Origin of the sequence: Janthinobacterium sp. SUN100, from assembly GCF_030397705.1 — a bacterium.
Classification (GTDB): domain Bacteria; phylum Pseudomonadota; class Gammaproteobacteria; order Burkholderiales; family Burkholderiaceae_D; genus Janthinobacterium; species Janthinobacterium kumbetense.
Map to the genome: position 1 here is coordinate 138,683 of NZ_JAPUBU010000003.1, position 14,662 is coordinate 153,344.

The window sequence follows — 14,662 nt, forward strand, 5'->3', positions numbered from 1 at the left end:
AAAAAGGCCGCTCGCGCGGCCCAAGGAGGTTTTCGGAAAAACGCAGGCGGCCCGCTAGGGCTTGAGCTGGGCGCGGATCTCGCCGGCCGGATAGGCGGCGCTGTGCACGTTCACATACAGGTTGCCGGCCTGGTAGCTCGCATACTGGGGCGGCGTGAGCATGGTGCCGGCCGACACGGCAAACATGCCTTCGGCGGTTTTCACCAGCGGCACGATGACGGGGCCGTTGGCGCCGGCGGGCGCTTCATGGATGTGCGCGACGGTGGCCACCATGCCCGTGTAGCGCACGCCGCCGCTGACGCTGCGGTCGTGGGCGACGCGGATATTGCTGCTGCCGCTGGCCGTGCTGGTATTGGCCGGCACTTCCTGCGCGCCCGTCAAGGTGACGTCATGGCCGCCCGGGTGATGCGGGCCGTGGGAACAGGCGCCCAGCAGGACGGCCAGCGCCAGCACGCTGGCGGCGCGGCGTACGTGTTGTTGCAGTGTGCTCATCGCAATACTCCCTCAACGGACATCGGATCACGGATGGCGCCCTGCCCGTACAGCCGAGCCGGGCGTACGCCGCACTTGAGTTGCATAGTGCGACAGTAACGCCATGCCGCCGTGTCCGCTTTGCTGTACGCCAAACTTGCTGCTCGCCTGCCAACTCGTGTTCAGGCCAGGTGGCCTTCCGCCACCCAGCCGCGGTTGGCGGCCGGCGCCTTCGGCTTGGGCGCGATGCCGCTGCTTTTTTCCGCATCGAGGATGATGCTGCGCATGCTGTCACTGGCGGCAGGCCCTGGCGCGAACGCGTAGTACTCGTCGTTGATGGGCAAGCCCGTCGTGGCGTCGACCAGCACCGGATCGGCGGCCAGGCCCGTGTCGCGGCTGGCGATGACGAGGCTGGCGCCTTCGGGCGCGAAGTTCTCATTACCCCAGGCAATAAACGCCAGCAAGACGGGCTTGAAGGCGCGCCCGGACTTGGTCAGCACATAGTCGTAGCGGGGCGGCTTGGCGCAATACAGGCGGCGCGTCATCAGGCCGCCCTCCACCAGGTCGGCCAGGCGGCGCGTCAGGATGGTGGGCGCAATCTTGAGGCTTTTTTCAAATTCGTCGAAACGCGTCTTGCCGTAAAACGCTTCGCGCAGGATGAGGATGCTCCACCATTCGCCCACCTTGCCCAGGCTGCGTGCGATCGGGCAAGGCAAATTATTAAAGTTGGTATGTTTCATGACCATCTCCTCACGTTGATTCAACACAACAATCGAAAAAGTATTTAAGTTGCAATACGGAAACTTAGTTACTATCATCTTGAAAGCTACGCTCACCCCATGATGGCGGCCTGAAAATACGCACAAACTCACACTTTTCTTGTTCCAGTACAATCATGGCTCGTTCTGTCCCCCTCAACCCGGTACGAAAAACGGTGTCAGCCTTGCCCTGCGGCGTCGCTGACCACGCCCGTTTTTCGCCAGATGCATCCAAGATGACTCCTTTGAAGCTTGCCGTACTGCCAGCCCTGTTTGCCCTTGCCGTTTGCCAGACCACCACCGCCGGTACCGTCTCTTCCGCATCGTTCCAGGCCACCTTCGTCGTCCACGATGCGTGCACCATCGTCTCGCAGCGCGGCAGCGCCCAGGTGCGCTGCCAGCACAACACGCCCTATTTTCTGCACCAGCAGGCAACGCCATCGGGCGCCGACCTCGTCACCGTCACGTTCTAGAAATAAATCGTTGCCGTCACCGTGTCCTTGTAATCGCCAGGGCGCGGCGACACCTGCGCCGGCACGCGGCCGTAGATCGTCAGCGGCACGCTGGCGCCCGTTCCCGTCCCCGTCACCATGCTCGTGCCTGCCGTGCCATCGCCCCATGGCGCACCATCGAGGGTGGCGGACAGCAAATAGCTGACCTTGTCCGTGGTCACCGTGTTCTTCATTTGCCGATTGGCCACATTGGCCGCCACGCTGCCGCCGTTCAGGGCAATCTGGTAAGCGTTGTTATTGACGCAGCGCACCGACAAGGTGCTGGTGCTGCGCAGGTTGCCCGTCAGGATCGAGGCGTTCGCAAACGCCATCGGCGTGGCCGTGATGGTGCAATCGTTGACGGCCGTGGCATTCACCGTGAAACCGAAGCTGCCGCTGGTGGCCGTGCAACCCTGCAAGTTGACGAGGCCATACGTGGTGTAGGTGTAGGTGCCGACGCCGGCAAAGCTCGACGTATAGACGGTATTGGCGTTGGCGACCGTGGGCACGGCGGCCAGGGCGGTGCCGGCAGGAATCTTCGCGTACACGGTAAAGGTGGTGGAATACGTGCCGGGCGGCGCCAGCAAGCCGGCCGACAGGATCATGCCGAAGGTCGACGGCGCGCCCGCCACGCCGGCGCCGCCCCAGATCTTCGCCGTCGCATACGAATTGTCCACGTACACGTTGTACTCCATGCGGTTGCTGCCATTGCCCAGCTTGCGCGGCAAGGCCGACGTGGAATTCGTGCCCAGCCCCAGCGAAATGCACACTTGTGCATTGGGCGTGAGCAACTGCCCCAGGTTCAGCGACGCAAACAGGCAGCTGAAGGTCCCCGTGGCCTGCGCCACGTAATCGGTGCCGGAAATCGGGCTGACGGTGCCGAAATCGATATTCGTCACGCTGACCGTGCAGGTATCGGCCGCCTGCGCCACGCTGCCCCAGGCGCAGCCCAGCAGCAGGGTCAGCCATAGCAGCAGGCGGCGCATCAGCGGCCTGCCCCGGCGCTGGCAGCGGCGCAGCGCAACGGCCCGATCACGGGCAAGCCGCCCGCGGCCGGACGCACATAGGCAAAACGCAGCGTGCATGCGCCGTCGCCTTCGCCGACTTGCAACTCGTTTTGTTCGAGCAGGTCGTCGACGAAAACGATGCCGTCGAATCCCACCACCGTCTGCTTGCCGCTTTGCACGTGCAACACGGGCAAGCCCGTGGCCAGCGCCTTGCCCTGCGCATCCTGGACGATGACGGTGGCCGCGCTGTAGCGCTCGATGGGAAAGGCCGCCAGCACGCCCGCCAGGTATTGCGGCACGACATTGATATTGCTCACAGGCACCCGCGCATCAACATCAAGCTCATCCGTGGCGATGCTGACCTGGTTATTGCCATAGGGATTCAAATTCGGCACCAGCAGATAACCGCCCCTGCCCGTCACGCCGATCTGGCGGTTTTCATGCAGCACAGGAATATTACCCACGCCGCCCGTGGAGACCAGCGCAAAACCGTTGCCCACCTGGCGCGCCGCCTCGACATGGCCATCCATCAGCACCAGCGCGCCGGCCGCGCCCAGCGAGGAGGCACTGCCCATGCTGCTGCTTTGCGTGCGCGCGCTCACGCGGCCGTCGTTGCCCAGGTATTCCACTTGCGCCTGCCGGTAGGCATTGCTGCCCGCCGTGCCAGCCTGCACGCTCCAGCCGAAGCCGCCGCCAAAGTCCGCCGCGCGCTGCGCGCTGACGCTGCGGCCGCTCTCGCCGTTTTGCCGGCTGCTGTTCACGCTGAGGGCCAGATTGTTGTCGAAGGCCATGCTCAAGCCAAAGTAAAAGCCCCGCTTCTCGCGTTGCCGCAAGTCCTGGAACAGGCTGGCGTTGAAGAACAGGCCGTGGAACAGGGTGGCCGAATAGCCCACGGTAGCCAGTTTCGATGGCGGCGCGCCAGGCGTGCGGTAGCTGATATAGCTGCTGCTGATACTGCTTCCTGCAGGCAATGGCAAGCTGACGGTGAGGCGGTCGGCCGCGCGCACCACGGGGCTGCCGTCGCGCGAGGCCAGGTCGCCAAAGCCGGCGCTGGCGCGCACGCTTTGCACATCGACGCTGAAGCGCGGCCCCATGTATTGATAGCCGGCACCCAGCTGCGCACCACGGCTGCGGCCGGCGCTGGCCGACAGCGAACCGCTCAGCACGCCCGCCTGGCCCAGCCGCACCAGCGCGCCCGCCCCCGCCTGATACAGGCCGGCGGCCAGTTCCGCATGACCTTCGAGGGTGAAGCTGTCGCTGACGCCGTGGCGGCCGGAAGCGCTGGCAACCAGTTGCCGCTCATAGCCGAACAGGCGGCGGCCATAGTCGCGCCGCACGGCGCCCGCCTCGACCGAGTAATCGCTCAAGCCGCTGGCCAGCATGCGCGTATCGACATACAGGGGCAGCACGGTCGTCACGCTGCGCCCCAGCGCATCGCGCGTGATAATGGTGGCTTGCCCTGCGCCATTGATGCCGGCCACCTGGTTCAGCACAAATGGCCCGCTGGGCACGCTGGCAGCATATTGCTGCACGCCATTGACATACAGACTCAGCGACGAAGGCACGAGCGCCGTGCCATCGACGGAAGCGACGGGAAAGGTCAGCAAGTCGGGGCGCAGCTGGAAATTCTTGCGCCACTGCACGCCGCCGACGCGCACGGCGCGGCTCCAGCTCAGCGACGAAGAAATCAGGTCGCCCACTTGCCACGTTTGCAAGGTGTCGGGGTCGGCGTGGCTCCAGAAGGTGTCAAAGCGCATGTACTTGCGCTGGTCCGACCCCAGGTTCACCGTGCCGGTATTGCTGAAGACCCCGCTGTCATTGAAGTAGCGCAAGTCGTTGAAGATGGCGGCGCGCCGCGTCCGGCCCAGTTCCGCATAGGCTTCGTAATTGAGGACGGCACCGGGCGTGACTGTCGATGGCGGCGTCTGCGCCGCCGTGCGCGCGCTGATGCGGTAAGGCGAGCGCAAGTCGTCCGCCACCCGCAGCGACACGCTCTGGCGTGCCGCATCATATTCATAGCTGAGTCCGGGAATCGCGTCGAGCGCCACCTCGGTCTGACCGGGTGCGACCAGGCGCGCGGGGTCCAGCCCCAGCTGCTGCAAGTTCGCCACACTGCTGCGCAAGCCTTTGCCCACCTGGGTAAAGCGCAAGATCAGCCCGGTTGATTCAGCATTCACAGTGACCTCCAGATACAGTTCATTCGGCGCCGCCGGATCGCTGGGCAAGCTGGCAGGACCCGGATCGGCGCCCGTCAGGCCCGCCGCGCCATCGGCCCTGGCCAGCGGCGCCATGACCAGCAACAGCCACGCTGCCAGTGCGCGTTTCATGGTGTGGCCGCTTGCGCCCGGGGCGCGCAGCAGGCCGCCCCGTCATGGCAGCCATGTTCAAGGTGTCGAAGTCTTGGCAATGAGTGCCTTGGCATTCACATTTACCGCAATACTCAACGGCCCATCCAGTTCGGCCTCCCTGGCAACGGGCAGGCGCCAGACGCGCATGCGTGCCGCCAAGACATAACCAAACAGCCCCTTGCTGATGACAAACTCCTTGCCCGCCGGGTTCGTCAACGTCATCGCACCGATCTGCGCATGGAAATTGCCGCTGTTCTTGATGCGCAACATCCACTCGCCCTGTTCGCGGAAAACTTGCCAGTCGAGCACTTCCTTGCCCGGCGCACCGGCCGGCAGCACGAACACGGGCACCGAATAGCGCAGGCGGATATCGACGCCGCTGCGGCCCGCCTCATCCTCGCGGCTGACTTCATCGATGAGCACGCGATACGTCTTTTCCTGCGCAACAGGGCCAGCCTGGGCACGCACGAGGCGGATGGTCTGCCGGCTGTTGGCGGCGATTTCGACGATCGGCGGACTGGCCACCAGCTCCTGCGTCGGCGCCAGCGTTTCCTCGCCATCGCGCTGATCCCAGACGAATACCCGCACTTGCCCGTAGATGGGTTGGTCACCGAGGTTTTGCAGGGTGAGGCCGGCCGCATTCTGCGCCGCGCGCAAATTGAGCGTCACCGGCGAAATCTGCAGGCTGGCACCGTGCGCGCCCGCGGCGCAGCAAGCCAGCAGCGCCAGCACGCATTTCATCAGGGAAACAACACCGGCCTTCACGCGGCGCCTGGCTTAAAAGTAAACGGTGGCCGTGATGGTCGACTTGTAGGTGTCGGGCGCCGGTGTCGCCTGCGGCGGAATATTGCCGTACACCGTAATCGGCTGCGAGGAGCCGTTGCCGGTGCCGCCGACGGTATTCGTGCCCTGGGTATCGCCCCACAAGGTGCTGCCGGCCGTCTGGTACAGATTGAATTGCACCGTTCCCAGGTTGCCGCCGGTACCGCTCAGGTAGCGCGTCGTGCCGGTCGAGCCGGTGCCCGTTCCCGCCGTCAAGCCCACGTTATACAGCGTGGTATTGGTGCAGGTGACATTCACGGTCGTATTGACGTTCACGGCAGTAGCCAGTACACCCTGACTTTGGCCAAAGTCGAGATTGGCCGCCGCGATGGTGCAATTGGCGATGATCTTCAGGGTGACGTCGAAGGTGGTGCTGGCGCTGCCATTCAGATACACGGCTGCGTCGGCGCCACGTGGCAGAAGCGCCGTGGCGGCAATAGCCACGCTGGCGGCAACGATAAGACGGGGGAAAATAACTCGCAACATGATACCTCCTGATGATGGAACATCATTAATGAGCCCGCCAATTTGAGGGGCGTCGAGGATAGTCACGGTATTGCCGGCGTTTTCTTGGGCACGCAAACCAGGACGACAAAATACAGGTGCCGGGAGTCAGGAACCCGGGGACTCCGGCACTTTTTGCAGCATTGGCAAAACAGATTTTTTAGCAATCGACATTGCTTAAAATCAATGCACGAATGAATTATTGGCGATCTGGGAAATCCGCGCTTCTTCTGGCGGAGAAACATCTTTTGAAACACGAGAAAAGCAGAAAAAAAAGAAAAAGCGAGGCATAATAAGCCACAACTTGTTATTTGGTTAAGTCATCCATGCCATGCCATTGACCAGCGAAACCATCAAAAAGAACATCTTGCTCGTGGACGATTCCGCGTTCGAGCAGCGCATGCTGATGGAGCTGCTCAGCGAGCAGCCCTATCGTTTCAGCATCGCGTTCAACGGCTACCAGGGCTACCAGCTGGCACTGGCCACGCACCCCGACCTGATCCTGCTCGATGTGCGCATGCCTGAGATGGATGGCTACACGGCGTGCCGTTTGCTCAAGGCCAATCCCGAAACGGAACAGATACCCGTGATCTTCCTCAGCGGCGCCGATGCCGCCAAGGAACGCATCATGGGCTTGCAGGTGGGGGGCGTCGACTACATTTCGAAGCCGTTCACGCCGGAAGAATTGGCCGCGCGCATCCATATCCACCTGGGATTGATGCGTAAAAGCAACAGTACCCTGCCGGCGACGACGCCGATCAGCGACAAGCTGCAGCATCCCGACCTGGTCTTCGTTAATGCCGTTAAGCAACTTATTCTCGACAACCTGGGCAGCCTGCCGAACCTGTCCGAAATCGCCCGCAGCGTCGGCACCTACCGCGAAAAGCTGACCCTGATGTTCCGCGAGCAGACGGGCATGACGGTCTTCGCCTTCATCCGCGAAGCGCGCATTGCCCGCGGCGTGGAATTGCTGCAGCAGACGGACATCGACGTGCAGGATATCGCCTTGCTGATCGGCTTTCACAACGCGGGCAACTTCGCCACGGCCTTCCGCGAGCGCATGGGTGTCACGCCCAGCGCCTACCGCCAGCGCCTGCAGGAGCAGACGGGCCAGCGGCAGGCGGCGGGCGGCTAGAACTTGTAGTTCAGCTTGAGCGCCGCAACGCGTCCGCGCGGGTCGGCCTGGGTAAAGTCAAAGCCGGTGGAGGCATAGTCCCAGGGCGCGCGCTTGTTGGCCAGGTTTTGCACGATGAAGGTAACGTTCGCCTGTGGCGTCACCTGCCAGCTGCTGGTCGCGTCAAAGGTGCTGAAGGCGGCCACCGATTCATCGAGGTGCGTCTCCTGCGCATAGCTGCCCACATAGTTCCAGGTCAGGGTCGACGACCATTTCCCCTGTTCCCAGGTGGCCGATGTGACGCCGCGCCATTTCGGAATGGAACCGAAGTGATTGGTGCCGGCGCCATTGGTGAGCGGCGCACCATCGGACAGCGGCTCGGCAAAGCGCAGCACGCGGCTCAGCTGGCCTGCCAGGGTCAGCTTGCCCCAGTCCTTGTCGACAAAGCGCTGGCGCAGGTCGATATCGATGCCCGACACTTCGCGCTGTCCCTGGTTGCGGAACTGGCGGTACAGGGTCGTGATGCGTCCATCGGCGCCGCGCGTGATCTGTTGCGGCGCCGTGCCTTCATTCTCGAGGATGGTGGTGGCGCTGGCCGTGCCGATCACGCCATCCTGCTTGATACGGTAGTAATCGAGGCCGATGCTCGAGCTGCTGGTGGGCGACACCACCACGCCCAGGTTCAGGTTTTTCGAGCGCTCGGGGCGCAGGTTCGGATTGGCGATCGTCATCACCGTCACGCCGCGCGCCTGCGTCGGCGTCAGCGGATCGCGGGCATCGATCACGCTGGTATAGCTGACGGCCGTGCTGTCGGTGATTTCCGGCAGCGACGGCGCGCGGAAGGCGCGTGAAACAGTGCCGCGCAGCAACAACCATGGCGCCGCCTGGTAGCGCGCGCTGGCTTTCGGCGAAAATGCATTGCCGAAGTCGCTGTAATGGTCGGCGCGGCCGGCCACGTTGACGGACAGATCCTTCACGACGGGCACGTTGAATTCGGCGAACAGGGCCGACACATTGCGCGAGCCGTTGATGATATTGAGCGCGGGGCGCAGTTCCGTGCCCGACAGCACGGCCGTCGAGGTTTGCGAATCCATCTTTTCGCGGCGCCATTGAGCGCCGGCGGCAAAGCCCAGCGGGCCCGCGGGCAAGTCCCAGATATCCTTGGCCGCCGAGAAGTCGAGCGTGTCGAGCGTCGATTCGGCCGGGCGCAGGGTCGACAGGCGCAGGCGGTTGCGCACCGCTTCGCTGTTTTGCGATTGATCAAAGAAATTGTAGCTGCCTTCGGCCAGCACTTTCTGGAATTCGTAGCGGTTGACGAAGTTCTGCACCGTTTCCTCCAGCTTGCTGCTGGAATGGGCCACGGCCGTATCCCAGTCCCAGCCCGCCCAGGTGCCCTTGGCGCCGGCCAGCGCGCGGTAGAAGGTGACGCGGTCCTGCTTCAGGCGCGGCCCCAGGTCGAACAGGGTGGCCGTGAAGGGCAAGGGCGTCGTGCCCGGATTGTTCGGATGGCCCACGGGCAGCACCACGGGGATGGTGTCGAGCAGCTTGGTGCTGTTGTTCCACACGCGCGTGGCGTTATTCACGCTCAACGGCGCGCTGAAGGTCTGGTCGGCGCGCGAATAACTGTGCAGCAGGTCGACATAGGCTTCCGTGTCCGCGTTCAGCTTGAGGGTGCCGCGCAGCGACGAGTGGATGCGCTGGATGCCCGGAATCAGCGTTTTATACGGCGCCGGATTGTAGGCCAGCACCTGGCCGCTGCGATCGGGATTGATATCGTTGTACGACACCAGTTGCAGCGGGCCGCGCACGCCGCCCAGGGTCTGCGTGGGATCGTTACCCGCGTAATTCGTGACAGCCCAGCCCAGGCTGCCGCGCTGCTGCTTGCGGTAATCGGCATCGCGCAGCCATGCCACGTCGCTTTGCTGCAGCTTGTCGCGCTGCTGCGCGTCGACCGAGAAGACCACGCTGTAGCCATCTTCCTCGAGCTTGCCGAAACCCGTTTGCAGCGCCGCGCTCTTTTCATGCTGGCCCGTGCCTTGCGTCGAGCCGCCCCATTGCGCCGTGATGTCCGTGCCCGTGAATTCCTTGTACAGGATGATGTTGACCACGCCGGCCACGGCGTCGGAGCCGTACACGGACGAGGCGCCATCCTTGAGCACCTCGATGCGCTGCACGGCCGCCATCGGCAGGCTGTTCAGGTCGACGAAGGTCTGCTGCAAATCCTGCGCCGTGGCATAGCTGGCCACGCGGCGGCCATTCACGAGGATCAGGGTGTTTTGCTGGCCGATGCCGCGCAGCGACAGGCCCGAAGTGCCGGCCGAGAAACTGCCCGTATATTGTTCGTTGTAGCTGTTGCCGCTGTTGGCGGAGATGGCGCGCAGCACGTCCGACACGCTGGTCTTGCCGCCGGCTTTCAATTCCTTGGCCGTGATGACCTGCACGGCGCTGGCGCCCTCCTTTTCGCTGACGCGGATATTCGATCCGGTGACATTCACGCGCAGCATGTCGTCTTCGGCATGGGCAAGAGTGGTGACAGCGGGAAAGGCAGCGGCGATGGCAAGACTGATGGCGAGTGGTTTGAACATGGTTTCCTCTTATTGGGATTGCAGCCTTTTTCCGATAAAAAAGGCCGAGCAGGGGCACGCGGACCGGGTGGGCCAGCGGGCAAACGACAACGAAATGGATGGAGTGACTTAGGGGATGCGTGGACGGGCACGCATCGGCATCCACTGCGCCATGCATTGCATGGTCAGTTGATGACAAGTAGCGTAAAAACTGGCAGAAGGGGTAGAACGCAACATAAAAGACACCGGTAAGCGGGGAAAGGCCACTATATCCCGGTGTCTTTATCGCGTGAACGAATTAAAAATTGATTGTATATACGATTTGAATCTAAGGACTTGTCGTTTGACAACATTCAAGCATCGGCATGCGCCACTGGCGCCAGCGCCGCCCGGCGCGCCTGCACGCTCCACCAGTACCAGGAAATCACGGCATTGACCCAGTAAGCCGCATACAGCACGGCCGTCAGGTGCAGGCCGCGGCTGTAGTACAGCGGCACGGCCACGGTGTTGACCAGCAGCCAGAAAGCCCAGGTTTCGATGCGCCGGCTCATCAGCAGGAATTGCGCGATGATGCTAAATACCAACACTGCCGAATCGATGAACGGCGCGTAGGCATTCGTAAAGCGGTGCAACAGCATGCCGTAGATCACCACGGAGGCGATGCCGGCCGGTACCACCCACGCCAGGCTGCGCCAGCCCGTGCGCGTGATCGGCAACGGCTTGCCGCCGGCGCCACGCCGCCATTGCAGCCAGCCGATGACGCAGGTGACGATGAAAAACAGTTGCAGCATCACGTCGGCGTACAGGTTGACCTGGAAAAACAGCACGGCAAACAGCACGCAGCCGACCATGCCGATCCACCAGGAATGAATATTATTGCGTCCGGCCAGGATGATGGAGGCAGTCATCAGTACATTGGCGGCGATCTCGAGCGGGGCAGTCAAGCGGTCTTCCTTTGCGGGGCAGTGGTGGCACCGCGCCACTATAGCCGATTACACTGCACGGTGTTCGCCGAGCCGGAGGCGATTTCCATGGGGGAAAGCGGCAAAAAACGCGCAAACATCGAGGAAATGCGAACCAGGCCCGCCTTCCGCAGCCTCAGCCCTTGACTTCCGCGGCCATTCTGGCAAATTGAATATCAAGTTGAAACTCCTGGAAACCTCCATATGCGCATGCGCCATCTCCTGTTTGCGGCAATGCTCGGCATAACTGCCCTGCCCGCCGTGGCTTGCCGCATGACGATGGCGCTGGAACAGTGGCCGCCGTATATCTACCGCGATGCCCGGGGCCGCTTTACTGGCCTGGACTTGGAGTTGCTGCAAGCCATTTTCAAGGAAGCCCGGTGCACCCTGGTCACCTTGCCGGAATTGCCCACCGCGCGGCGCCAGTTGCTGTTCCAAAAAGGGGGGCTGGACCTGATGCTGGCCGCGTCCGAGACGCCGGAGCGCCAGTCCTATGCCCGCTTTTCCCTCTCGTATCGCGACGAAGCCGTGGGCCTCTTCAGCAAATCCGGCGCGCCCGCCGGCCACCGCCAGATCGCCAGCTTCGCGCAGCTCATGCGCGGCAACTCGACCTTGCTGGCGCCCAAGGTGGGCTGGTATGGCGCGCAGTACGCGGCGGCCCGGCCGGCGCTGGAAAAGGCCGGCCGCCTGAATGCGTTCGGCAGCTTCCAGCAAGGCGTGCGCATGCTCGATGCGGGCCGCGCCGACCTGCTGCTGGGCGACGTGCTGGCCGTGCGCCACGAAGCGCGCCTGCAGGGCGTTGCCTTGAACACCCTGCCCTTCCTCATCCTGCGCGCCCCCGTGCACCTGATGCTCAATGCGCGCACGACCAGCGCCGACGACCTGGCGCGCCTGAACGCCGCCATCACGCGCCTGGAACAGCGCGGCGCGCTGGCGGCGATACGCAGCAGCTACGAAGCACCGTAGCCGCGGTCAGCCCTTGCTGGCCGCTTCCAGGATTTCCAGCTTCGTTTCACGGCCATTCTTTTGCACGCCCTGCGCCTTGTCGTAGCTTTCGATCAGCGCGCGGTACGGCGGCACGATATGGTCCGTCATGATGGCGGCGAATTCCATCGCGTCGGCGCGGTTCCAGGTGCTCATCACTTCCGCCAGCACGGCATATGTGTCGATCGGCACGGCGCCCGCCTGCGTCACGCGCGCCATGGTGATGTCGGTGGCCATCTTCGACCAGTTGCCCGAGGCGTCGATGATGGCAAACACCTTATAGCCGGCCGCCAGCGCGCTGATGGTGGGGAAGGCCATGCACACGCTGGTGAGCGTGCCGGCGATCAGCAGGGTCTTGCGGCCCGTCTTTTCGATGGCATCGACCCAGGCCGGATTGTCCCAGGCATTGATCTGGCCCGTGCGCGGGATGTAGACGGCTTCCGGGTTGAAATGGTGGATTTCCGGGATCAGGGGGCCGTTCGGGCCGTCGGGTACGGAAGCGGTGGTAAAAGTCGGCATGTTGGCCAGACGCGACAGCTTGGCCAGCGCCGTGACATGGCCGCGCAGCACGTGCTGCTCGATGTCGCGCACCAGCTGGAACAAGCCGCTCTGGTGGTCGATCAGCAGCATGACGGCGTCATCGGGATCGATCATCGGGGGCAAACCTTGGAAGTTGGCGGGGGTGCTCATGGTGGTCTCCTCAAAAAACCATGCCGCGGGATGCGGCATGGGTACTGCACACACTACTTCTCGATGCGGGCGAAGCGGCCGCTGTTGAAATCCTCGAACGCCTGCGCGATTTCCGCTTCGCTGTTCATGACGAAGGGCCCATGGCCGACGATGGGCTCGTCAATCGGCTCGCCGCTCAGCAGCAGCACCACGGCGTCGTTGTTCGCCTCGATGCTGATGCTGTCGCCATCGCGCTCGAACAGCGCCATCTGCGCTTCGCGTACCACGCTCTCGCCGTTGACCAGCACCGTGCCGTGCAGGACGATCAGCGCCGTGCTCCAGCCTCGGGTCACGGGCAGCTGCGTCAGCTTGCCCTGGGCCAGGCGCAGGTCCCACACCTGCATCGGCGAAAACGTGCGGGCCGGGCCATGCTGGCCGTCGAAGTCGCCGGCGATCACGCGCACGGAACCGGCATCGTCCGGCAGCGCCACCACGGGAATCGTGCCGCTGGTGATGGCCTGGTAGCCGGGCGCCGTCATCTTGTTTTTCGCCGGCAGGTTCACCCACAGCTGCACCATTTCCAGGGTGCCGCCCGACTGCGTGAAGGCAGGCGAGTGAAATTCTTCATGCAGGATGCCGGCGCCGGCCGTCATCCATTGCACGTCGCCGGGGCCAATCACGCCGCCCTGGCCCGTCGAATCGCGGTGCGCCACTTCGCCCTTGTAGACGATGGTCACCGTTTCAAAGCCGCGGTGCGGGTGCGAGCCGACGCCGGGCGGACGGGTGCCGGGCGCAAACTCGGCAGGGCCGGCATAGTCGAGCAGCAGGAAGGGGCTCAGCTGCTTGCCATGGCCGTTATACGAAAACATCGAGCGCACGGGGAAACCGTCGCCGACCCAGTGCTGGCGGGGTGCGCTGTAGATACCTGTGACTGTGTTCATCTCGATCTCCTGTTGGGGTTTGCATTACGATGAAGACAGAATACGCTTGCAACAATGGAGGCGGTAGACGGTAAAATATGCCATCAGCGTTCTAAAAATAGAACGATCAAGGAGGCAGCATGCAGGATCTGAATGATTTGTATTACTTTGTGCAGGTGGTCGACCATGGCGGTTTCGCGCCGGCCGGGCGCGCGCTGGGCATGCCGAAATCCAAGCTGAGCCGGCGCATCGCCCTGCTGGAAGAGCGCCTCGGCGCGCGCCTGCTGCAGCGCACGACGCGGCATTTTTCCGTCACCGACGTGGGCCAGACGTTTTACGAACATTGCAAGGCCATGCTGGTGGAAGCGGAGGCGGCGCAGGAAGCCATCGAGTTGACGCGGGCCGCGCCGCGCGGCACGGTGCGCCTGTCCTGCCCCATCGCCCTGCTGCATACACTGGTGGGTCCCATGCTGGCCGGTTTCATGCGCGACCATCCCCAAGTGACCTTGCTGCTCGAAGCGAGCAACCGCCGCGTCGACCTGGTGGCCGAAGGCATCGACGTGGCCATCCGCGTGCGCCCGCCGCCGCTGCCCGACAGCGACCTGGTGCTGCGCGTGCTGGCCGAGCGCAGCCAGTGCATGGTGGGCAGCCCGCTGCTGTTCGCCGGCGCGCCCGCGCCGCAGGCACCGGCCGACCTGGCCGACTGGCCCAGCCTGGCCCTGGGCACGCCGCAACAGCATTACCAGTGGGATTTGCATGGCCCGGACGGCGCGCGCGCCCAGCTGCGCCACGTGCCGCGCTTCGTCACGGGCGACATGCTGACCCTGCGCGACGCGGCCGTGGCCGGCGTGGGCGTGGTGCAGCTGCCGACCATGATGATCACCGAGCAGGTAGCCGATGGCAGCCTGCTGCCACTGATGGAGCAGTGGCGGCCGCAGCGCGAAATCATCCACGCCGTGTTCCCGTCGCGGCGCGGCCTGCTGCCGGCCGTGCGCGCGCTGCTCGACTACCTGGCGCACGGCTTCGCCGCGCTGGAGGAAGAGTGAGG

14 protein-coding genes are annotated in these 14,662 nt (G+C 63.7%); 4 read left to right on the plus strand and 10 right to left on the minus strand.

The window, feature by feature from the left end:
* Positions 1 to 54 precede the first annotated feature (54 nt).
* Entirely contained in the window at positions 55 to 492 is a 438-nt protein-coding gene (locus O0881_RS17090) for a CHRD domain-containing protein (protein WP_289912321.1), read from the minus strand.
* Positions 493 to 653: 161 nt separating this feature from the next.
* Complete coding sequence (locus O0881_RS17095) at positions 654 to 1,211, minus strand: helix-turn-helix domain-containing protein (protein ID WP_034753667.1); 558 nt, start codon at positions 1,209 to 1,211, stop codon at positions 654 to 656.
* 254 nt (positions 1,212 to 1,465) lie between these two features.
* On the opposite strand from O0881_RS17095, the gene O0881_RS17100 reads away from it, so the two are divergent.
* Positions 1,466 to 1,702, plus strand: a complete 237-nt coding sequence (locus O0881_RS17100; RefSeq protein ID WP_289912322.1) for a hypothetical protein — start codon at positions 1,466 to 1,468, stop codon at positions 1,700 to 1,702.
* Here the strand turns inward: O0881_RS17100 and O0881_RS17105 are convergent.
* Genes O0881_RS17105 through O0881_RS17120 form a run of 4 tightly spaced genes read right to left on the minus strand, consistent with a single transcriptional unit; the run spans position 1,699 to position 6,383 of the window.
* Complete coding sequence (locus tag O0881_RS17105) at positions 1,699 to 2,706, minus strand: spore coat U domain-containing protein (protein WP_289912323.1); 1,008 nt, start codon at positions 2,704 to 2,706, stop codon at positions 1,699 to 1,701. The two genes, O0881_RS17100 and O0881_RS17105, sit on opposite strands and share 4 nt — an antisense overlap.
* Positions 2,706 to 5,054, minus strand: a complete 2,349-nt coding sequence (locus tag O0881_RS17110; RefSeq protein WP_289912324.1) for a fimbria/pilus outer membrane usher protein — start codon at positions 5,052 to 5,054, stop codon at positions 2,706 to 2,708. Before O0881_RS17110 ends, O0881_RS17105 begins: the two co-directional genes overlap by 1 nt.
* Before the next feature lie 57 nt (positions 5,055 to 5,111).
* On the minus strand, positions 5,112 to 5,807 hold the full coding sequence (locus O0881_RS17115; protein ID WP_257218765.1) for a fimbria/pilus periplasmic chaperone: 696 nt from the start codon (positions 5,805 to 5,807) through the stop codon (positions 5,112 to 5,114).
* Positions 5,808 to 5,852: 45 nt separating this feature from the next.
* Positions 5,853 to 6,383 (minus strand): spore coat protein U domain-containing protein, encoded by a 531-nt coding sequence (locus O0881_RS17120; protein WP_099665656.1) that lies wholly within the window; start codon positions 6,381 to 6,383, stop codon positions 5,853 to 5,855.
* A 349-nt stretch (positions 6,384 to 6,732) separates the two neighbouring features.
* On the opposite strand from O0881_RS17120, the gene O0881_RS17125 reads away from it, so the two are divergent.
* Positions 6,733 to 7,536 (plus strand): response regulator, encoded by an 804-nt coding sequence (locus tag O0881_RS17125; protein WP_289912325.1) that lies wholly within the window; start codon positions 6,733 to 6,735, stop codon positions 7,534 to 7,536.
* Here the strand turns inward: O0881_RS17125 and O0881_RS17130 are convergent.
* Positions 7,533 to 10,100 (minus strand): TonB-dependent receptor, encoded by a 2,568-nt coding sequence (locus tag O0881_RS17130; RefSeq protein WP_289912327.1) that lies wholly within the window; start codon positions 10,098 to 10,100, stop codon positions 7,533 to 7,535. The two genes, O0881_RS17125 and O0881_RS17130, sit on opposite strands and share 4 nt — an antisense overlap.
* Before the next feature lie 332 nt (positions 10,101 to 10,432).
* Positions 10,433 to 11,023, minus strand: coding sequence for a nicotinamide riboside transporter PnuC (gene pnuC / locus O0881_RS17135; RefSeq protein WP_289905697.1), 591 nt, complete (start codon positions 11,021 to 11,023; stop codon positions 10,433 to 10,435).
* Between the two features lie 252 nt (positions 11,024 to 11,275).
* On the opposite strand from pnuC, the gene O0881_RS17140 reads away from it, so the two are divergent.
* A complete protein-coding gene (locus O0881_RS17140) occupies positions 11,276 to 12,007 on the plus strand; it encodes a transporter substrate-binding domain-containing protein (protein ID WP_289912328.1) in 732 nt (243 codons plus the stop codon).
* A 6-nt stretch (positions 12,008 to 12,013) separates the two neighbouring features.
* Here the strand turns inward: O0881_RS17140 and O0881_RS17145 are convergent, their stop codons facing one another.
* Both O0881_RS17145 and O0881_RS17150 read right to left on the minus strand, forming a co-directional pair.
* Positions 12,014 to 12,715, minus strand: coding sequence for an isochorismatase family protein (locus O0881_RS17145; RefSeq protein ID WP_289905699.1), 702 nt, complete (start codon positions 12,713 to 12,715; stop codon positions 12,014 to 12,016).
* Between the two features lie 53 nt (positions 12,716 to 12,768).
* On the minus strand, positions 12,769 to 13,635 hold the full coding sequence (locus tag O0881_RS17150) for a pirin family protein (protein ID WP_289912329.1): 867 nt from the start codon (positions 13,633 to 13,635) through the stop codon (positions 12,769 to 12,771).
* Between the two features lie 119 nt (positions 13,636 to 13,754).
* Here O0881_RS17150 and O0881_RS17155 point away from each other — a divergent pair, with 119 nt between their 5' ends.
* Positions 13,755 to 14,660, plus strand: coding sequence for a LysR family transcriptional regulator (locus O0881_RS17155; protein ID WP_289912330.1), 906 nt, complete (start codon positions 13,755 to 13,757; stop codon positions 14,658 to 14,660).
* Positions 14,661 to 14,662: the final 2 nt, after the last annotated feature.